16 protein-coding genes are annotated in these 20,295 nt (G+C 37.5%); 7 read left to right on the top strand and 9 right to left on the bottom strand.

All coding sequences use genetic code 11. The features are described 5' to 3' along the window. Positions 1-130 precede the first annotated feature (130 nt). The 4 genes from ACUN24_RS22640 to ACUN24_RS22625 all read left to right on the top strand — a co-directional run bounded on the left by ACUN24_RS22640 (position 131) and on the right by ACUN24_RS22625 (position 3,842). Positions 131-1,348 carry a glycosyltransferase gene (locus ACUN24_RS22640; RefSeq protein WP_445564581.1) on the top strand — a complete coding sequence of 406 codons (1,218 nt, stop codon included), beginning with the start codon at positions 131-133 and terminating at the stop codon, positions 1,346-1,348. A 26-nt stretch (positions 1,349-1,374) separates the two neighbouring features. Further along, positions 1,375-2,010 carry a 16S rRNA (guanine(527)-N(7))-methyltransferase RsmG gene (gene rsmG, locus ACUN24_RS22635; protein WP_445564580.1) on the top strand — a complete coding sequence of 212 codons (636 nt, stop codon included), beginning with the start codon at positions 1,375-1,377 and terminating at the stop codon, positions 2,008-2,010. A gap of 143 nt (positions 2,011-2,153) precedes the next feature. After that, positions 2,154-2,600: an IS200/IS605 family transposase gene (tnpA, locus tag ACUN24_RS22630; RefSeq protein ID WP_445564579.1), complete on the top strand. Its 447-nt coding sequence runs from the start codon at positions 2,154-2,156 to the stop codon at positions 2,598-2,600. A gap of 87 nt (positions 2,601-2,687) precedes the next feature. Continuing rightward, on the top strand, positions 2,688-3,842 hold the full coding sequence (locus ACUN24_RS22625; protein ID WP_445564578.1) for an ATP-binding protein: 1,155 nt from the start codon (positions 2,688-2,690) through the stop codon (positions 3,840-3,842). Positions 3,843-4,368: 526 nt separating this feature from the next. Here the strand turns inward: ACUN24_RS22625 and ACUN24_RS22620 are convergent. The 5 genes from ACUN24_RS22620 to ACUN24_RS22600 all read right to left on the bottom strand — a co-directional run bounded on the left by ACUN24_RS22620 (position 4,369) and on the right by ACUN24_RS22600 (position 12,352). Beyond that, positions 4,369-5,346, bottom strand: coding sequence for a M28 family peptidase (locus tag ACUN24_RS22620; protein WP_445564577.1), 978 nt, complete (start codon positions 5,344-5,346; stop codon positions 4,369-4,371). 12 nt (positions 5,347-5,358) lie between these two features. Next, positions 5,359-5,769, bottom strand: a complete 411-nt coding sequence (locus tag ACUN24_RS22615) for a type II toxin-antitoxin system VapC family toxin (RefSeq protein ID WP_132403815.1) — start codon at positions 5,767-5,769, stop codon at positions 5,359-5,361. After that, positions 5,769-5,978 (bottom strand): DUF2281 domain-containing protein, encoded by a 210-nt coding sequence (locus ACUN24_RS22610; RefSeq protein WP_121286706.1) that lies wholly within the window; start codon positions 5,976-5,978, stop codon positions 5,769-5,771. The genes ACUN24_RS22615 and ACUN24_RS22610 overlap by 1 nt, the downstream gene beginning before the upstream one ends. 272 nt (positions 5,979-6,250) lie before the next feature. Then, a complete protein-coding gene (gene smc / locus ACUN24_RS22605) occupies positions 6,251-9,790 on the bottom strand; it encodes a chromosome segregation protein SMC (protein WP_445564576.1) in 3,540 nt (1,179 codons plus the stop codon). A gap of 258 nt (positions 9,791-10,048) precedes the next feature. Next, positions 10,049-12,352: an ATP-dependent helicase gene (locus ACUN24_RS22600; RefSeq protein ID WP_445565155.1), complete on the bottom strand. Its 2,304-nt coding sequence runs from the start codon at positions 12,350-12,352 to the stop codon at positions 10,049-10,051. 844 nt (positions 12,353-13,196) lie between these two features. Between ACUN24_RS22600 and ACUN24_RS22595 the strand changes: the two genes are divergently transcribed. Further along, positions 13,197-13,520: a DUF493 family protein gene (locus tag ACUN24_RS22595; RefSeq protein WP_445564575.1), complete on the top strand. Its 324-nt coding sequence runs from the start codon at positions 13,197-13,199 to the stop codon at positions 13,518-13,520. Between the two features lie 353 nt (positions 13,521-13,873). Here ACUN24_RS22595 and ACUN24_RS22590 read toward each other — a convergent pair whose 3' ends face one another. Beyond that, entirely contained in the window at positions 13,874-14,227 is a 354-nt protein-coding gene (locus tag ACUN24_RS22590) for a winged helix-turn-helix transcriptional regulator (RefSeq protein WP_445564574.1), read from the bottom strand. Positions 14,228-14,308: 81 nt separating this feature from the next. Here ACUN24_RS22590 and ACUN24_RS22585 point away from each other — a divergent pair, with 81 nt between their 5' ends. Continuing rightward, positions 14,309-15,193, top strand: coding sequence for an NmrA family NAD(P)-binding protein (locus tag ACUN24_RS22585; protein ID WP_445564573.1), 885 nt, complete (start codon positions 14,309-14,311; stop codon positions 15,191-15,193). Positions 15,194-15,239: 46 nt separating this feature from the next. Here ACUN24_RS22585 and ACUN24_RS22580 read toward each other — a convergent pair whose 3' ends face one another. Genes ACUN24_RS22580 through ACUN24_RS22570 form a run of 3 tightly spaced genes read right to left on the bottom strand, consistent with a single transcriptional unit; the run spans position 15,240 to position 18,326 of the window. Continuing rightward, the gene (locus tag ACUN24_RS22580; protein WP_445564572.1) at positions 15,240-16,745 is read right to left on the bottom strand and encodes a PH domain-containing protein; all 1,506 of its coding nucleotides are present in this window, start codon (positions 16,743-16,745) and stop codon (positions 15,240-15,242) included. Next, on the bottom strand, positions 16,745-17,293 hold the full coding sequence (locus ACUN24_RS22575; RefSeq protein ID WP_445564571.1) for a PH domain-containing protein: 549 nt from the start codon (positions 17,291-17,293) through the stop codon (positions 16,745-16,747). Before ACUN24_RS22575 ends, ACUN24_RS22580 begins: the two co-directional genes overlap by 1 nt. A gap of 55 nt (positions 17,294-17,348) precedes the next feature. After that, positions 17,349-18,326 carry a GDSL-type esterase/lipase family protein gene (locus ACUN24_RS22570; RefSeq protein ID WP_445564570.1) on the bottom strand — a complete coding sequence of 326 codons (978 nt, stop codon included), beginning with the start codon at positions 18,324-18,326 and terminating at the stop codon, positions 17,349-17,351. A 290-nt stretch (positions 18,327-18,616) separates the two neighbouring features. On the opposite strand from ACUN24_RS22570, the gene ACUN24_RS22565 reads away from it, so the two are divergent. Then, a complete protein-coding gene (locus ACUN24_RS22565) occupies positions 18,617-19,987 on the top strand; it encodes a dipeptidase (RefSeq protein ID WP_057933422.1) in 1,371 nt (456 codons plus the stop codon). Positions 19,988-20,295: the final 308 nt, after the last annotated feature.

Genomic DNA, 20,295 nt, shown 5'->3' with positions numbered 1-20,295 from the left:
TTTATTTTTCTCCCATTATTAAGTGGAGTTTACCGCCATCAATTCCGTTTTATTAAACGAATTGCTATTTTGATGGCAGGCGGTTTATATGTGTTTTTTCTCGTCGAAAATCTGCCAAAAATAGCAAAAATTGAGGGCATATTTTTGTTTAATTTTTTATCCACATAAAAGTGATTTACAGATTAAAAATGAGAAATTTGCGCCTGTTTATTTTAACACCGTGATATTAACCCTGATTGAAATTATTCTGCTCTCGATATTGGCTTTTTGCCTTTTTGTGCAGCTTTACTATGTACTTTTTGTTCATTTAAAATTGGCTAATGTAAGTATCGAAGAGGTTCCCTCGTCGGCTCAAAAACCGCTAAGTGTAATTGTTTGTGCCAGAAATGAAATTGTGAATTTAGAGCGGTATCTGCCTGTATTATTAAGTCAAAACTATCCGGAGTTCGAAATTGTGGTGGTTAATGATCGCTCCTGGGACGGTACAGAAGAGTTTTTAGAACAATTAGAGAAGAAACACCGTAACCTGAAAGTAGTTAAGATTTTAGATAACGATAAATTTATAGCAGGCAAAAAATTTGCGGTAACCATGGGAATAAAGGCCGCTAAATATGATTGGTTAGTTTTTACTGATGCAGATTGCACTCCAGCTTCCGAAAATTGGTTAATGGATATGCAGCAGCCTGCTGACGAAAATACGGAAATCGTTTTGGGCTATTCTCCTTATATGAAGAAAAGAAGTCTTTTAAATGCACTGATCAGGTTTGAAACCTTTTTTACTGCAGTAAATTACTTGTCTTTCGCCTTAAAAGGCATGCCTTATATGGGCGTTGGACGCAATATGGCTTATAAAAAATCGCTTTTTTTTAAAAATAAAGGCTTTGCAGCACACATGCATATCCCATCCGGAGATGATGATTTGTTTGTAAATGCACACGCCAATAAATACAATACCGAAATCCGTTTACACCGCGATAGTCATGTTTGGAGTGAACCTAATAATACCTGGCAAGGCTATCTGAGACAAAAAAAACGTCATTTTGGTGCGGGAAAGTTCTATAAATCAAAACATAAGTTTATTTTAAGCCTGCAGATTGTTTTCCAGTTTTTATTCTATGCTTTCTTTGTCGCATGTATGTTTTTTAGTCGCGAGGCGCAATACATCGCTTTAGGAATCCTCGGATTAAGCATCATCATCAGGTGTTTTATTTATCCAAAATTGCTGAAACGCTTAAACTATAGCGATTTGCGTTGGTGGTTCCCGATTTTAGATATACTTTTGTTTCTGTTTTTAACCCTGAACGGATTTTTAGCCTTATTTGGCAAGAAAAAAGTAAACTGGAAATAATTCAATAATCCTTTAGTAATTACAATATGCTTGATGTAAAGCCCGATATCGTTTTAAAATATTTCCCTGATTTAAGCGAAAAACAGATTGCCCAATTTTCGCAACTGTTCGAATTATATAGCTTTTGGAATTCGCAAATCAATGTAATTTCGAGAAAAGATATTGAAGAATTATATGAGCGCCACGTATTGCACTCGTTGGGAATAGCTAAAGTATGCAATTTTAAAGCTGGCGAATCAGTTTTAGATGTAGGTACTGGTGGTGGTTTTCCGGGCATCCCATTGGCGATTTTGTTTCCTGAAACGCAATTCTATCTGGTAGATTCTATTGGAAAAAAGATTAAAGTGGTTAAAGAAGTAGCATCGGCATTAGGCTTGGAGAATTTAAAGGCCGATCATTTAAGAGCTGAGCAGATTAAAGAGAAATTTAACTTTGTCGTATCTAGGGCGGTTACACGCTTAGGCGAATTTTATCCATGGATACAGGGTAAATTTAAAAAAGACTCCTTAAATGCCATTCCGAATGGGATTTTATATTTAAAAGGGGGCGATTTAGCTGAAGAAATCAAAGAATCAAAACTGAAAGCAGAATTATACCCGCTTTCAGCTTATTTTGAGGAAGATTTTTTTGAGACTAAATATGTGGTTTATGTGCCGCAGTAATTAATCGATATCTATGTAGCTATTCTTTAATTAAGTTTTTGATTTATAGTTATTTAATAATTTATTCCGAGAATACCTCGAGGCTTGCCTCGGGGTCAAAGCGGAAAGTTTGAAAACGAAGAGTTTTCAAATACATTTGCATTGTGGATGAACATATTTATAAACGTCACAATAAGACCCTTTTGTTATACCATCTGGTATTTCCTCTGAAATATAGTCGTGGAGCACTAAACAGTTCTTCAGGTGTTTCATTGAAAGATATTTGCGTGGAGATATCCGAGCGTTATGAATTGCAGTTTTTGGAAATAGGTTACGAGCCAGACCATGTTCATTTTTTAGTTCAATCTGTTCCCTCGATGAGTGTTTCGAAACTTGTGACCTTGATAAAAAGCCTCACAGCTCGTGAGCTTTTTAAACGCCATCCGGAAATAAAGCAATTGTTGTGGGGAGGCAATTTTTGGACAAGTGGCTACTATGCAAATACTGTTGGTCAATATGGCAATAAAGACGTGATAAAAAAATATATAGAGAATCAAGGCAAGGAAAATGAGTATCAAAAAGTGCATTTAGAACAACTCCGGCTCTTTTAATACCTCGAGGCTTGCCTCGGGGTTATTTATTTTGTCCTAATCAGGAATTTAATTCCGGATTTGTCTACTTTATTTTTATATTTAACTATGATTCATAGAGTTGGTAAAAATAAATTAAAACAATTGGCCTCTAAGTTTAGAGTTGTTGCAGTTGTTGGTCCACGGCAGAGTGGTAAAACAACGATCTGCAAGACAACTTTTCCTCGTAAACCCTATGTGTCACTTGAAAATCCTGATATTGCTGAATTTGCAACAGCTGATCCAAAGGGTTTTTTAAAGCAATTTAAAAATGGAGCCATTTTAGATGAAGTGCAAAAATTACCTCATTTGTTTTCTTATATCCAGCAAATCGTAGATGAAAATAATAAAGCTGGTTTTTTTATTTTAAGTGGAAGCAATAACTTTTTAATGCAGGAAAGCATATCCCAGACCTTAGCTGGTAGGGTAGCTTATTTACATTTATTGCCCTGCAGTTTGAAAGAATTAAAGACGGCAAAATTATTATCGGATTATCAAAGTCATATATTTTCTGGGGCTTATCCAGAGCCTTTATATAAAAATATCGATACTGTAGATTGGTATCCCAATTATATCAATACTTACGTAGAAAGAGATGTTCGCCAATTGAAAAACATTACAGATTTGGCATTGTTCATGAAATTTTTACGCTTATGTGCGGGTAGAACGGGGCAAATTTTAAATATGCAATCGCTTGGTAACGATTGTGGTATCGATGCCAAAACGGTGCATGCATGGTTATATATCTTGCAATCAAGTTATATCATCTATTTGCTGAGACCATTTTATAATAACTACAATAAACGGATTATAAAAGCCCCAAAACTTTATTTTTACGATACTGGCGTTGCCTGTAGTTTATTAGGACTCCAAAATGTTGAGCAACTTGCATTTCATCCCAGTATTGGTGCTCTGTTCGAAAATATGATGATTATAGACCTGCTTAAACAACGTTTAAATGATGGTTTACAGGATAATCTTTATTATTGGCGTGATAAAACAGGAAATGAATTGGACGTACTACTTGATACAGCCACAGCAGTTACAGCAGTAGAAATTAAAGCTGGGGCAACAATGAATTCCGATTATCAAAAAGGCTTGTTATATTTTAAGGATCTGGCAGATGATAAGAAGAAATTAAAAACCATTATTTGTTATACCGGATCGGTTATCCAAAACCGTAGTAATGGTATTGAAGTAAGGCCTTGGGAAAAAATCATATAATATAAAAACTGAAAGCAGAGTTATACCCGCTTTCAGCTTATTTTGAGGGAGATTTTTTGAAACGAAATTCGTGGTTTACCGTGCCATAGTAGTTATCCTGTACTTAAAATATTACCTTTTACTATTTACCACCAATTTTTTTAGTTTTTGGTTCAACTGGCGGTGGCGGTGGTACTGGTAAGTTCTTTTTATCTTTTTTTACAATAGGTGGAGCGAAACGAATCTGATCAACTTTTGGAGCACCAGACTTTTTTGATTTTAAAAAGCCTGGTTCAACTGGCGGTGGTGGTGGTAATCTTCTGGCTTCTTTTTTATGATCTCCAGCAATAGAACTTCATTAATCGTTATTTCTTTAACTCTTTTATCGTAGCAACTATTTTTTTAGTTTGGTTAATTTAAGTTACTACTATAAAATATTTTATTGTTAATTAATTGATATTCAGTTGGATGTTTTTATGCTTTAAATTTTTAAAGCATAAAAAAACCTGCCGGATAGGGCAGGTTTAGATCTATATAAATCAATTCATTAAAATTTTTCCAACTTTCTTGGGTTGTCCATCATGATCATTTTATCCTTTAACAATTGTTGTAAGCCAGTTTGTGTGTCGATACTTTTTACCACATCCAGTACAGCACTTGCAGCATTACTGAAAAATGGTTTGGTGATGGTAGAATATTCATCTGTAGCTTTATGGTAATCTTTGTGATCTTCCACGCCAAAATATAAGAATGGAATATTTTTAGCATTAAATGCGCCTTGATCACTCTGGTTGGTCCAGTCGTCATGACCTTGTTTAGGATCGTCGTGGCCGAAAAGTAATTTGATATTGGTTTTAGTCGTATCTACATATTTCTTTAAATCAGGATATTTGAAAGTCCCACATACATAGAGTTCACCTTTATCACTATGGCTGATCATATCCATGTTTAAATCAATAGCGATAGTATTAACAGGCACTGGTGGGTTACCAACAAATGCTTTTGCACCCTGTAAGCCCATTTCTTCCGCATCGAAAGCCGCGAAAATGATCGTATTATTCGGCTTGTTCTTAGCGAAATAGGCTGCAATTTTTAATAGGCCTGCAGTTCCTGATGCATTGTCATCAGCACCATTATAAACTTCATCTTTAATTACCCCTAAATGGTCGTAATGTGCCGAAACAACAATTACATTGTTTCCTTTGCCAGGAATGTAGCCGATTAGATTTGTCCCATTCACTTTTGCGCCAGATCTTCCATTAAAGGTAAATTCCTGTGCATAGTTTACATGCTGTGGGTAGGATTTTAAACCCAGTTTCTGAAACCTTTCTATAATATATGTCCTGGCCATTTCAGCGCCCTTTGTACCGGTTTTTCTGCCTTGATAAGCATCTGATGATAATACTTCTACATCTTTTAATAATTGGGTATCTAATTTGCCTGAATCGGTAGCCCCCGTTTGATTTTTTACTGATGAGCAGCAACTTAGCATCATCGCTAAGGGAATGATATATAGGATTTTCATGATTATAATGAATTATTGCCAAAGTAATTTTAAAATATTTGGATAAAGCTTGAATTTTTCATCAGCAGATAATAAAGTAGCATCTTGTTGTATAGCTGAAGAAATTAATAGCCGATCGAATGGATCTCTGTGTTCATTCAACAATGGAATGCTATAATAATTGAAAATTGCAGAATTTTCTATGACTAAAAAACTGAAGCCATCTAATAGCGCTTGATTATGAATATCTTCAACAGATACACTGAAGTTAGGAAGTTTGCCGAGGGACTGTTTTATTGAGATTTCAAACAAACTAATTTGACTGAAATAAACAACGTTTTCTGTATTTTGAAGAATATCTAATATCTTTTTAGGGATCTTTGGATTATTTTCCTGAAACCATATTAAACAATGGGTATCTAAAAGATAATGATTAGATGCCATTACATATATTCCTTAAAATCATCTAAAGGTTCGTTAAAATCATCAGGGATTGATATTTTACCTTTAAACGCACCAGGAATCCTTTTAGCAAGAAGTGGCTTATCTTCTGTTAAAAAAGTAACTATAACTTCCGTTTTGGTCTGTACAGGCGCTTTTTCTTTCAGCGTTATTTTTCCTTTTTCATAATATCCTTTAACTGTAGCTAACATATCTTTTATTGTTATTAACAAATATACATTTTTCGTTACGCTATTCAAACGCTGTTTGCTTTGCTGTATTGCGTTTCTAAACCTGATGGGAACGGAATACTTTTTATTTGCGGCAGCCTTGAAAACGTTGTCATGCTGAGGTACGAAGCATCTTTCTCATAGGTTGAAGATGCTTCGTACCTCAGCATGACAAAAAATATCAAATGACGGAAACAATAGATTTGTTTGCTTTAGACTTATTAAGTTTTTAAACCTTATAGGTCTGTAAGTGCTTACGCCGCCACTTCTCTTAAATCTACGGCTACCACCCTCGAAACGCCCTGCTCTACCATCGTTACTCCGTAAATGATATCGGTACTGGCAATGGTACGTTTGTTATGTGATACGATGATAAACTGCGATTGATCGGAGAATTTGCGGATAATATTATTGAATTTATCAATGTTGGTATCATCCAATGGGGCATCAACCTCGTCGAAAATACAGAAAGGCGCAGGTTTCAACAGGTAAAGTGAAAACAATAGGGCGGTAGCCGTTAATGTTTTTTCTCCACCAGATAACTGGTTGATCGATAAAGGTCTTTTCCCTTTTGGGCGGGCAATAATATCAATATCGGCCTCTAAAGGATTGTTGATATCTGATAAAATCAGGTCGCAGCTATCTTCTTCGTTAAATAAAGAGCGGAAAACCACGATAAAATGTTCGCGGGCCTGAGTAAAAGCCTGCATAAACTTATCTTTAGCCGTATCATCAATTTCTTTTATGGTTTGTAAAAGATCGGCTTTGGCGGCGTTGAGATCTTTTTTCTGGTTCTGGATAAAGGTGTAACGCTCTTCCATTTCTTTAAAAGCCTCCATGGCCATGGAGTTGATGGCTCCAAATTCATCCAACTGACGCTTCATTTTTTCTACTTTCTGGCGCAGTTCGAACTCGCTTTCCAGCACTTCAATTTCAGTTTCGGTTTCTAAAAGATCATTGATGTCGATATTAAACTCGACAGCTAAACGTTCTTTTAATGCATTCAGATCTATTTTTAAAGCATTCTTTTTATCCTTGATTTCGGTTAATAAGAAATCAGTTTCTTCGCGGTTTTTGCGGATGTTCGTCAGGTCGTTTTCTACCTCGTTAATGCTTCCTTTGCTTGAAAAATATGCCTGCTCGGCTTCAGCAAGGCCTTTTTCCATCTCTTCACGTTGTTGATACATCTCCAGAAGCGTATCATCGTTCAGATCGGTATGTTGTAACGTTGCCGTAATTTGGATTAGGGTTTCCTGTAATTCTTTGTCGTTTTGGGCAATGCGCTTATTTAAAGCTTCTTCCTGTACAAAACGGTAATCTAAATCTTTTTCTAAACCCGATAACTTATTTTGTTGTTGATGGAAACGGATATTATCCTGGTTGTACTTACCCGCACTTTCATTTACCTGATCGGCAATTTCCTGATAGTTCAGTTGTTGCTCTTGCAGGTTAACGTGTGCTTCCTGTTGATTTTTTTGCAGTTGAACCAATGCGGGTAACTTCTCCGACAAGGCTTTTTCTATCGATACGATCTTTTGCGCGATATCCGTTTTGCGGTTTTCGCTGGTGGTGATAAACTCCTGATATTGATCGCGGCGCGTCTGCACAGAAATGTGTTCGTTGTTTAAACGGTTCATTTCCTGCTGTAAAGCGTTAATCTGGTTAATTTTAGAAGCCTCTTTCAGGTTAAATATGTTGTCTGTTTCGGCTTTTATAGCTGCATTATACTGATTAATCAGTGATTCTGAAGCTTTAATTTCTTTGGCCAGATTTTCTAAATTCTTCGCACGACCAATCCTTTTACCTTCAAACAGTCCTACAGATCCACCTGCCAAAGTGAATCTCGTTTGGGCATATTTTCCATTTTTGGCCAAAATGGTTAAACTCTCGGTTGGTGTGGCTTTAAACAAATTTTCTTGCTCAGCTATTGCGATGTATACATTTTGTAAAAGCAGGTTACAGAGGTGCTGGTATTTTTTGTCGACTTCTATCACCGATAAAGCCGAAACCAATCCTTCGTGAGTACCAATAACCGGGTTTTTATCGGGAACATTTTCTAAAATAAAGAAATTCGCCCTTCCACGGCTGGCATCGGTTAAAAGGTTAATGGCCTGAACGGCATCTGCATACTGGTCAACAACATAGTGGTTCATTACCGGTTCGAGGTAATTTTCTATCGCGATGCGGTAATCTTCATTACAGAATAAAATATCAGATAGGAGCAGGGCACTTTTAGCAAAGGCATTGTTTTTTTTTAAAAAGCGAATCGATTCCGGGAAACCTTCCAAACTATCAACCAGCGATTTGGTCAGGTTATATTCGTTCTGTTTGGCATCTTTTTTACGGTTTTCAGCCGTAAGTTTTTCCTTGTTAGAACTCAGGTTGATTTCGGAAGCAGCCAGTTTTTCTTTTAAAAGTTCTTCGGCTTCTGTTAAGTTTTTAATATTGGCCTGCTTTTCCCTTACCTGGATATCAAGTTCGGCTAATGCATGATCGAAAGCCTTTAACTCTAATGTTTTGGTTTCGGTATCATCAACATTCCGGTTGGTTTCCTGTACCAGGGCATCTTTCTGGATATTCAGGATATCAATTTCTTTTTGCGATTGGTATACCTGGTTTTGCAGGTCGTTAACAGATTTGATCAGGTTGTCAGTCCTGTTTTTCTCGGTCTGTTGTTGCTCGCGTAAAGTATCAAGCGTAGATTTTAGCTGCTTTAAATCAGATTCCAGTCGGTTAAAAACCTCGGTTTCTGTTAAAACTTCTTCATTTAAACGTTTAATGTTGTATTTAATGTGGTTAACCTGGTTTTTATCTTTTTCCAGCTCGCCGGATAAGCGTGTTTCTTTTTCCTGTAAAAAGCGCATCTGCTCGTTTTTTACTTTTTTCTCACTTTCGTAAGCGCGGATTTTAGAAACAAACTCGTTTGTAGCCTTTTGTTGTACAGAAAGGTTCTTTTCCTGATTAATACTGCCTAGTTTAAGTTTTTGCAGTTCGGCTTCACCGGTATCTATTTTGGTACTGAGTTCTGCACGCTTCACCTGCTGACTTTGCTCCTGTGTTTCTAAAGCATTTAAGTCGGTACGGAAGAAGGCAATGCGATGTGTAGCCAACTGAATACTCAGTTCGCGGTATTGCTCTTTTAACTTATAATAACGCTCAGCTTTGCGCGCCTGATTTTCTAAGGTTTTAAGGTTTTTTTCGATCTCGAAAAGTAAATCTTCAACGCGCTCTAAATCGGCTTCTGTGTCTTTTAATTTGCTGAAAGTCTGTTTTTTGCGTAATTTGTATTTCGAGATTCCTGATGCTTCTTCAAATAAGGAACGACGGCTATGCTCTTTATTGGTGATAATTTCATCAACCATTTTAAGCTCGATAATGGAATAACTATCAGAGCCGATTCCGGTATCCAGAAAAAGGTCGGTGATGTCTTTTAACCTGCATTGAACATCATTTAAACGATATTCACTGTCGCCATTTCTGTAGAGTTTACGGGTTACGGTAACCTGTGAATAAGCGGTAGGAAGGATATTTTTTGTATTATCAAAACTTAATGAAACCTCTGCAAGTTGCGCCTGTTTACGGTTTTTTGTTCCATTGAAAATGATGTTCTCCATCTTTTCCGAACGTAATGCTTTAGTGCTTTGTTCGCCTAAAACCCAGCGCATGGCATCAATTACATTAGATTTTCCACAACCATTCGGACCAACGATAGCGGTAACACCCTCATTAAAATTGATGGTCACTTTATCGCCAAAGCTCTTAAAACCTTTAATTTCTAACCTGGTAAGTTGCATGGTTTGTAATCGGGAGAACCCAATCCAATATTAAGGATAATTTCGTGGTTTTTCAACTTTTTAACCATCGTGTTTTTAACCGCAAAGAGCGCGGAGAGAAAAGCGCAGAGAGTACTGACTTGGACATAATTTTCATTAGCGCTGGTCATGCTGAACTTGATTCAGCATCTATTAAAGATCCTGAAACAAGTTCAGGATGACGAATCTCCTTTGATTTTCATACCTCTGCGTTTCTGTAGCTAAATGGAAATCTGCGTTTTACTTCACAATCATCAGTTTTGCAAATTTAAGCAGCAACTGTTTATTGCCTAAACCCTGAAAAAACACTGTTGCCTTAACATCTGGTAAGGTTCCTTCTAAGCTGATAATTTTTCCAAAACCGAATTTTTCGTGTTCCACTTCCATACCGCCCTGAAATTCATGCGGTTGTGATGGGGTAAAACCTGGTGTTGGTACGTGCGCTTTTGCCAGTAGCGATGTTGTTTTCGGACGGACAGGTGGTGCAGAAGTAGTTGCACCAGCCGCTGGTTTGGGTTTGCTAATGAAGTCGCGTGGTTGTGAAGTCCATGATTTGCGGTCATCATCAAAATTGCCATCAAAACTGGTTGATTTGGCAGGTTTAACATCCAACTCTAAAAACTTCGGACTAATTTCGTTAATGAAACGACTTGGTTCGCAGTTGGTTAATGTACCCCAACGGTAACGTGACGTAGCATAGGTTATGGTTAGTTTTATCTCGGCACGGGTAATGGCTACATAAAACAAACGGCGCTCCTCTTCTAAATCAGTGCGGTTGGTTAACGACATTTGTGATGGAAACAGATTTTCTTCCAATCCAACAATAAACACGTTTTTAAACTCCAATCCTTTGGCTGAGTGGATCGTCATTAAAGAAACGGTATCCTTATTTTTATCACCATCTTTATCATCATTGGTTAAAAGGGCAACATCCTGCATAAAAATATCAAGGCCTTTTTCTTCAATATCTTCGCGCTCCGCAAATTCTTTAATACCGTTTAGTAACTCCTGGATATTTTCGTATCTCGCACGCCCTTCCACACTATCATCAGTGTATAATTCTTTTAAAATACCTGCATGTTGGGCAATAAACAAAGCTGTATCATAGGCATCAAGTTTTTTTGCCTCTGCCTGGAAGCTTTGCACCATCATGGAAAAATCGTTCAGTTGATTGGCTAAACGCCCATCAACATATTCGTGTGCATTAGAAATTACATCCCACATGGTTTTTCCATGCTGATCTGCAGCAACAATAATTTTATCGATAGAAGTGTCGCCAATACCACGTTTAGGGTAATTGATTACACGTTTTATAGCCTCTTCATCCTTCGGATTAAAAGTTAAACGGAAATAAGCAATTAAATCTTTAATCTCTTTGCGTTGGTAAAAAGACTGACCGCCATAGATCCGGTAAGGAATATTCAGTTTACGTAAACCTTCCTCCATAGCCCTGCTTTGTGCATTGGTACGGTATAAAATGGCGAAATCGCTGTGTTGATATCCTTTTGTACTGCGCTCCTGAATAATGGCTTCGGCAACCAATTTACCTTCTTCGTTATCGGTAAATGCACGCGAAACTTTAATTCTATCTCCTTCTGCATTTTCAGAAAATACATTCTTTTCGAGCTGATTTTTGTTGTTGGCAATAATACTGCTCGCTGCATCAACAATATTTTGGGTAGAGCGATAATTCTGTTCTAATTTATAAACCTTTAAATCAGGGTAATCGCGTTCGAAATTTAAAATATTCTGGATGTTTGCACCACGGAACGCATAAATACTCTGTGCATCATCACCCACTACACAAATGTTTTGATATGCAGCAGCCAGTTTTTTCACAATAGTGTACTGCGAAAAGTTGGTATCTTGGTACTCATCCACCATCAGGTATCTGAATTTCTGCTGGTATTTATTTAAAACATCCGGGTGTTCTTTTAATAAAATATTGGTTTTGAACAACAGATCATCAAAATCCATTGCGCCGGCCCTGAAACAACGTTTGGCATAGGTTTCGTAAATCTGGCCAATTAATGGGCGTTTATTCTGGATATCTTCAGCCTGTATTTGATCGTTAGCCTGGTATTCGCCCCATGAAATTAAATTATTTTTAGCTGATGAAATTCTATTGAAAACAAAGTTCGCAGCATATAATTTATCATCCAGCTGCATTTCTTTCAAAATAGCGCGGATTACACTTTTGCTATCATCCGTATCGTAAATGGTAAAGTTGCTTGGATAACCGATTTTCTCGGCCTCTACCCGTAGAATTTTCGCAAAAACAGAGTGAAAAGTACCCATCCAGATGTTCTTTGCCTCTGCACCAACCACTTTACTGATACGCTCACGCATATCTTTACTCGCTTTGTTGGTAAAGGTTAAAACCAGAATATTAAATGGATCGGTACCGGTTTGAATAAGGTGGGCTACACGAAAGGTAATTACCCTGGTTTTGCCCGAACCTGCACCTGCAACAATCATTACTGGTCCTTTTGTGTTCTCTACTGCTGCTCTCTGTTGTGGGTTTAATCCTGCTAAATAATCCAAATCGGCTCCTGTTTTTTTGAGGTTCAAAAATAACAATTCCTGTCGCTTTTTGCCAAAGTTGTTAGTAATTAGTTTCAAACTTAATCGGTCGCCCTAACCGTTCGTCATTCCGAACTCGTTTTATTAGCTGTTCTTATTTTTTTAGGTCTAAAGCTACTTCGTGGCCAGGATCTGGCAGTATTGGCTTATATGTCCTTATCTATCTTATATGGTAAAATGAACCTTGTTTTTATTTGGGGCTAATATAGCTATGGTAAATCTGCCCTTTTGGTTTTTAGAAAAGCCAAACCTGTATTTCATTGCGTTATGTTGCCCTTTGCTTTGCTCATACGCCTGCAGGCCTTACGCACCAGGCCGGTATCCGCTTCGCCAAGGTTTATATAAATTGGGTTTGTACTACTATTGAGGGTTTAAAACTAACACCTTTATTTTATCGCCCGTCATTCTGAACTCGTTTTATTAGCTGTTCTTATTGTTTTTTAGGTCTAATAGCTACTTCGTGGTCAGAATCTATCCGGTATTGGCTTATATGGCCCTTATCTATCTTATATGGTAAAATGCCCTTGTTTTTATTTGGGGCTAATATAGCTATGGTAAATCTGCCCTTTTGTTTTTTAGAAAAGCCAAACCTGTATTTCATTGGGTTGTGTAGCCCTTTGCTTTGCTCATACGCCTGCAGGCCTTATGCACTGGGCCGGTATCCGCTTCGCCAAGGTTTATGTAAATTGGGTTTGTGCTACTATTGTGGGTTTAAAACCCAAAGTCACATTTTTTCGATTAAATGCATTATGCTGTCAGAATTGCACCCTGTTTATTTGGGTATAGAATTTGATAAGCCTTGTTTATGGAAGAGAAAAAGATAAATAAGAATATTGAGCTTACTGATATCCCGGATGGGGATAACAAGGATATTTATGCCAATTTAAAAGAGAAATTGGAAAGCGTTGAAAAGTTTCCGGGTGTTTACAATTTTAAATTTATCATTACAGGCGGTTTAGATAAAATACAGGATTTACGTGCCATTTTACCCAATGATGAGTTTATTGAGCAACCCTCAAAAACCGGTAAATATGTTTCGATTACGGTAAAAAAGGCCATGCAGAATGCTGATGAGGTAATTGCTGTTTATAAGCAGGCAGGAAACATCAAGGGGATTATGATACTGTAGACTATCCCGCACATTTGAAATGAATTTCTTTTGGTTTTTAGAAAAGCTAGATCAGTATTTCATTTTTGAGGTTGCGTTGTGCACCTACGTTGTTCATAAACCTGATGGTAGCGGCAGCCCCGAAGCATGAGGGCTACAGCAAACAGCAGGACTGTAATATCCGATGAAAAACCATCCTTTCATTTCCAATCAATAAAAGATATTATATCGCCTAATGATCAACTACACATAAAGCCATCATGCTAAACTTGTTTCATGATCTACCCTGTATTGGCTTATATGTACCTTATGTGTCTTAAATGGTAAAATGAGCCAAAGTTTTACTCAAACCCTTACTTAGTCTATAATAAAGGTTAAACAGAACCATTTTTAACGGCCCAATCTACCATCGAATCTAATACCTGAAACAGATCCTGCCCGGATTTGGTGAGGCTGTAGGTAACTACGGGCGGAATAACGGCTTGTGCATCCCGATGAACGAGGTCATCATTTTGCAACTGCTTTAAGTGTTGTATCAGCATTTTCTCCGTAATCTCGGGTATAGCACGTTTTAACTCGCTGTAACGTTTTGGCCCGCTCATTAAATGAAAAATAATAATCGGTTTCCAATAACCACCAATTTTTTCCATTACAAAAGTAACAGGGCAGCTTGTTAGCGCTATACCTTTGTTAAAATTACGGGTCGAACTTTCTTTAACAGCTGTCATAGTTACATACTTTGGGGTAAGTACTTGTATAAAAGTAAGCACAAATATAGCTTTGTATTCAATATTTAAAAACAAAAAATCATGAAAATAACATTAACAGGTTCAATAGGAAATATTACAAAGCCGCTAGCCGAAATATTGGTAGCCAAAGGCCATGAAGTGAAAGTGATTAGCAGTAACGCTGATAGAGCGGAAGAAATTAAATCGCTTGGCGCAATACCCTTAATTGGTAATGTGAGCGATACTAAATTTTTAACAAATGCATTTACCGGGGCTGACGCCATTTACACGATGGTTCCATCAGATTTTGCTGCACCAAAATTCAGGGAATATATTAAAGGTATCGGCGAAAATTATGCTGCTGCCATAAAAGATTCGGGGGTTAAAAAAGTAGTGAATTTAAGTAGTGTAGGTGCAGATCTACCTGATGGAACCGGCCCAATTGCCGGATTACATGATGTAGAAAATATTTTTGAAACATTAAATGGGGTAGATGTAAAACATTTGCGTGCCGGTTATTTCTATATTAACTTTTTAGCTAACATCGATATGGTTAAACATGCCAACATATTGGGATCTAATTTCGGTGCTGATGCCAAACTTGTTTTGGTGCATCCCCGTAACATTGCAGCGGCAGCCGCCGAAGTATTGGAAAGCGATTTTACAGGTAAAACCATACAATATGTAGCCAGTGATGATGAAAGTACTCCCGCTGATGTTGCAAAAGCATTGGGCAATGCCGTGGGTAAGCCAGAATTGCCATGGATTGAATTTAGCGATGAAGACGCATTTAACGGAATGGTAGGCGCAGGTTTGCCTGAAGAAATAGCCAAAAACTATGTAGAAATGGGCGATGCGATTAGAAGCAAGAAACTTTTTGTAGATTATTATAAAAACAGACCTGTTTTAGGTAGTATTAAACTTGAAGATTTTGCCAGAGATTTTGCTGCAGCATATCATAGCTAATTAAAAGATAACAGTTGTTCGGTTTAGCGGCCGGACAACTGTTTGGCTACATCCAATTCTCATTTTTATGTTCTACCTGGTACAACCAATAATTTACGAGCTGCTTAATTTCGGTATAATTGCCATATTTGAAGTGAATCTGACCTGCAGCGGTATGTAAAGTAAGGTGGCCAACATCCACTCCTTTGTGCCAGGGGTATTGAAAAGCAGTAATCGCCTGAATCTTATTTGGCATTACAATTTCATCAGAAATATCCCAAATTCCGCTGGTTTTGATGATGAAATCCTGACTTACTGAAATCCGGTGCCGGCGGTAGCTGATATAAATCATGAGCACACCTGCAACGAAGTATGCCATTGCAATACCAATAAAAGGTTTCACCTCCGGGATATTAAAAGCCAGGATCAAAAAGATTGCAACGGGTAAAATCAGTTTGAAGAAAATCGGCAGGTTTAAAAAACGCCAGTCTGGAGCAAAGGTTTTTCCCTTTAGTGGTGCCTTAGCCAATATCATTTTTAACAGTTCATCACGCTCAATAGGGTTACAGCCTGGGATTTCCAAGGTATTTCCCTGCATTTCATGTCCTTTTTTACTTTGCCCAAAATGAGCCTGCCTTAAACTCATATTCAGCATATTCATCTTCCTCTGAAAATAATTCTGGCTGTATTTTGTAATCTGTACTTTATTTGGACTGATCAAAGTATTTTTCTTGGCAATGAGCCCTGAAGAGAGCAGTAGGGCATCTTTATGCTGACTGATCTGGAGTTCGAAATATTTGTAGAAGGTTCTAACCAGATTAATAATCAGCAATACAATTAACAGGCATGCAATTAAAATGAAAACCGTAACAATGGTCAGCATTCCGGTTACCGTATTCTGAATTTCATCTCTGTTGATTTTAAAAGCATCCAGCAATTGTCGGCCTTCATAAATAACAGTATAAAAAAAAGCGGCAAGCAAAGCTAAACTTTGTCCGTAATTAGAAGTTAAACCAACTTTAAATAGGGTAAAGCCACTGATCCTTAAAAATGGTGTTTCTTCAGTCAGATCATTTTCATGTATCGCTTCCGGTTGCAACCCATCCACAGCCTTTCTGTTCAGTAGATGCGCTTGAAGGTTGTAAGCAGCAGTTTCATCGATGGCTTTTATACTTACTTCTTCGCCATGTGCACCCGCAGTGTCGATTTTTAAACCATAAACACCAATAATTTTCTGCAGAATATTCTGGTTAATGTTAACCTGCTGTATTTTATCGAGTTGAATAATGACCTGGTCGCGATTGAAGATGCCTTTATTTACTACAAACTCCTGCTTTTCTTTATCTAAAAAGAAGGTGAATTTTAAATACCATAAATAAGCAAATATAAAACTGATTACGATTATTGCAGAAATGGCTAATATCAGATAGGTAAAAGAAGTGCCCGGCATCTTTACGAAAGCAATAACGAATAAGAAAAAACTCGCCTTGCCAATCTTGAGCATGGTATGCGCACCCATTATAATGATGCCAAAGGCCGATTCGCGTTGTGGTTTGCTAAAATCGTTGTCCATTATACTTCTGTTTCAGTCGTTGGGTTTTCGAGCAGGTCTAATTTTTTCAAAAGTAAGTCCCTAATGCTTTTTGCTTCCCCAATTGCTATACCCGAAATGTGGATATGCCCGCTTTGGCCGCCAGCAGTAAATAACTGCAGGGATCCTAATTTAAATATCCGCGAAAAAATCCCTTCATTTAATTCAATATGCTGGATCCTGTTTAAAGGAACAATCGTGGTAGACTCTGCAATAATTCCACTCTTATAAATTACATCGTGCGTACGTACTGCGTAACCACGTTTTTTAAAACTTAAACGGAAAAGCAGAAAAAAAATAACGGCCAGGATGAAATAAAGAGGGACAATCCAAACTACATTCGGTCTTATTTCATCAACAAACAATAAAAGCGAACCAGCACCAATTCCCAGTAGCACAAAAAAAATCACCAGGTTGATACAGATAATTTTCCAATAACTGGAATGAGGTTGTTTTAGTGAAATTTTTTCATACTTCGGAAGATGCTTAAGATCGATTGTTTCGTTTGTGAAAGGTGTATCGGAGGACATAATTAAAATGTTAACACGTATTAATCAAATATCTGACTAATATTTAATGCTTTTGTTACCTCGCTACAATAAACTTTTTTGCAGAGTTATATTGACCGGAATCGGAAGAAATTTTGAAGAAATAAATGCCAGGAACAAAAGCAGAAGTATTGATTTCTAAAGTGTGTTTTCCTACATTAAGGTATTCGTTCACTACTGTCTTAACCAATCGACCCATTAAATCGTAAATCTGCACATTAATTTTATCCGTTTCAGGCAAAACGATATCAATAAATGTTTGCATGGCAGCAGGATTCGGGTAATTCTGAGTCACGGTAAACTTCAGGAGTTTTTCGAAAATTGCTTTATTAATAGCATCGAAAATAACATAACTTACCAATCTGTAACCGCGTGCATTTGGATGGAATGCATCCTGGTAAAGAGAAAAATCGCGTCTCATGGCCGAGTTTACATCAGCCAGGTATATTTTATACTCTGTTGCTAATTTTCTGTATGCAGCATTCAGGTTCCTGATATTGGTATTTACAGCAATATAACTTTTATTGTTTCTGTCATCAACAAACTGGAGCGTACACAAAATCGGGATTAATTTCTGTTTAAGACTCGCCGTAATTAAAACCCGCATATTGGCAACGGTTTCGGCCACATTTCCCTTGCCTGCAGCTATGGCAAGAGCATCATTAATCCCCATATCAATCACGATAAAACCTGTTCTATTGGCTATTGCTTTATCAATCCGGAGTAACCCTTGAAAAGTAGTCTGGCCACCAATACCATGGTTGGTAATATCAACTGTCTTATTCGTATAACAATTTGTAAAATTGTTCTGGAGCATGGTTTGAAAACCAAGGCCTTTTACGCCCTCTATTGTACTCGCTCCAAAGGTTACAATATTTATACTGTCTTTCGAATAATATTGGGCTGCTTCCGGGCAACTAACGCGATTTGGGGAAGGTGTTCCCTGAGCAAAAGAAGAAATGCGGACAACGAAAAGCAGCAGCAGAGATAGAAATACTTTTGCGCTAAACTTCATTGTTAAAATTCTTTCGTACAGGATTTAAGGATATTTTTTAATTGCGCAATTTACAAAAAAAGTAAACATAAAAAGTACTGTACTATTCTTTTTTACAAACATTAAACTATTTTTTGTAGCTCTTAAAAGACGGTTTTTACATTTTAAGATAACGTAAAGATTTTGGGCTCAAAATAATTAAATGCAGAAATCATGTATAAGCAAAGTTTTATGCTTGACAAGGTGATAATTTAATCGATTACTGTGCCTTTTATCCGGTAAAGCCTATATTTGTCCAAATTCATTTTGTTATGCAAGAGATTAAAAATTATGTAGAAACGCACAAACAACGTTTTTTAGATGAGTTGTTTGAGTTATTGCGTTTTCCATCGGTTAGTGCTGATCCGAAATACAAAGGCGATGTTTTAAAAACTGCCGATTATGTTGCGCAGAAATTAAAGGATGCAGGTGCAGATCAGGTAGAAATTTGCCCAACTGCAGGATATCCGATTGTTTATGGCGAAAAAATTATAGATGCTTCTTTACCAACTGTTTTAATATACGGTCACTACGATGTTCAGCCTGCTGATCCATTAGAACTTTGGCATACCCCACCTTTCGAGCCAACAGTGCGCGATGGCAAAATTTACGCCCGTGGTGCCTGCGATGATAAAGGACAGTTTTACATGCACGTAAAAGCTTTCGAACTGATGATGCAAACCAATACTTTGGCTTGTAACGTTAAATTCATGATTGAAGGTGAAGAGGAGGTAGGGTCTGCCAATCTTGGTATTTTTGTAAACGCAAATACGGAGCGTTTAAAAGCCGACGTAGTTTTAATTTCTGATACTTCGATGATCAGTATGGAACATCCGTCAATCGAAACTGGCTTACGTGGTTTAGCTTATATGGAAGTTGAAGTAGTTGGTCCGAACCGCGATTTACACTCAGGAGTTTATGGTGGGGCAGTGGCCAATCCGGCGACTATTCTTTGTAAAATGATTGCTTCATTACATGACGAAAATAACCACATCACTATCCCTGCTTTTTACGATAAAGTGCTTGAATTAACAGACGAGGAGAAAAAAGCCTTAAATTCTGCACCTTATGATGAAGCAGAATACAAAAAGGATTTAGATATAGAAGAAGTTTGGGGGGAGAAAGGTTATTCGACCCTGGAGCGTACAGGTACCCGCCCAACGTTAGAAGTAAACGGAATTTGGAGTGGTTATATTGGCGAGGGTGCAAAAACTGTTTTACCTAGTAAAGCCAATGCAAAAATTTCTATGCGTTTGGTTCCACATCAAAGTTCAGAAGAAATTGCCGAGATTTTTACCAAACATTTCGAAAGTATAGCACCTAAAAATGTAAAGGTTAAAGTTACACCTCACCACGGTGGCGAACCAGTAGTAACCCCAACGGATAGTATTGCATACCAGGCAGCCGAAAAAGCGATTGAAGATAGTTTTGGTAAAAAAGCTATTCCAACACGCGGTGGTGGCAGTATTCCTATCGTGGCCTTGTTTGAAGATGTACTGGGCATTAAATCGGTGCTTTTTGGCTTCGGTTTAGATAGCGATGCGCTGCACTCTCCAAATGAGAAATATGATATTTACAATTATTATAAAGGAATAGAAACTTTGCCGTTATTTCATAAATATTTCGCTGAATTGAGTAAATAGGTAATCTTATTAGTCAGTCTGAGCGGAGTCGAAGACCAATCCCTGCCTAATTTATTAAGCAGGGATTTTTTTTGCTGTTTTTTGAAAATGAACGTTATGTTTTTCATAGCTCCTGTAGTCCCGCCATCGCTTATAGTCCTCATTCGCTGTGCTCCATTCCGGGCTATTTAGCTCTGTCGGGTTTATTTAACTGTGGTTCGTTCTTCGGAGCAAAGCCTGTTCCTGCATTCGCTATAAACTTTAAATAGTATTACCAGCCCTGCCACCTAAACCTGACTGTAGTGTAAAACCCGCAGGCCGAAGCATGA

The organism is Pedobacter sp. WC2501, assembly GCF_052682415.1.
Note: the sequence above shows the minus strand (reverse complement) of the source record. Positions and strands in the feature narration are given on the sequence as shown.

What these genes read in the sequence shown, in the direction of transcription:
- rsmG (WP_445564580.1), top strand. Translation starts at nt 1,375, where the DNA reads ATGCTTGATGTAAAGCCCGATATCGTTTTAAAATATTTCCCTGATTTA.
- ACUN24_RS22625 (WP_445564578.1), top strand. Translation starts at nt 2,688, where the DNA reads ATGATTCATAGAGTTGGTAAAAATAAATTAAAACAATTGGCCTCTAAG.
- ACUN24_RS22620 (WP_445564577.1), bottom strand. Translation starts at nt 5,346, where the DNA reads ATGAAAATCCTATATATCATTCCCTTAGCGATGATGCTAAGTTGCTGC.
- ACUN24_RS22615 (WP_132403815.1), bottom strand. Translation starts at nt 5,769, where the DNA reads ATGGCATCTAATCATTATCTTTTAGATACCCATTGTTTAATATGGTTT.
- ACUN24_RS22610 (WP_121286706.1), bottom strand. Translation starts at nt 5,978, where the DNA reads ATGTTAGCTACAGTTAAAGGATATTATGAAAAAGGAAAAATAACGCTG.
- smc (WP_445564576.1), bottom strand. Translation starts at nt 9,790, where the DNA reads ATGCAACTTACCAGGTTAGAAATTAAAGGTTTTAAGAGCTTTGGCGAT.
- ACUN24_RS22595 (WP_445564575.1), top strand. Translation starts at nt 13,197, where the DNA reads ATGGAAGAGAAAAAGATAAATAAGAATATTGAGCTTACTGATATCCCG.
- ACUN24_RS22590 (WP_445564574.1), bottom strand. Translation starts at nt 14,227, where the DNA reads ATGACAGCTGTTAAAGAAAGTTCGACCCGTAATTTTAACAAAGGTATA.
- ACUN24_RS22585 (WP_445564573.1), top strand. Translation starts at nt 14,309, where the DNA reads ATGAAAATAACATTAACAGGTTCAATAGGAAATATTACAAAGCCGCTA.
- ACUN24_RS22580 (WP_445564572.1), bottom strand. Translation starts at nt 16,745, where the DNA reads ATGGACAACGATTTTAGCAAACCACAACGCGAATCGGCCTTTGGCATC.
- ACUN24_RS22575 (WP_445564571.1), bottom strand. Translation starts at nt 17,293, where the DNA reads ATGTCCTCCGATACACCTTTCACAAACGAAACAATCGATCTTAAGCAT.
- ACUN24_RS22570 (WP_445564570.1), bottom strand. Translation starts at nt 18,326, where the DNA reads ATGAAGTTTAGCGCAAAAGTATTTCTATCTCTGCTGCTGCTTTTCGTT.
- ACUN24_RS22565 (WP_057933422.1), top strand. Translation starts at nt 18,617, where the DNA reads ATGCAAGAGATTAAAAATTATGTAGAAACGCACAAACAACGTTTTTTA.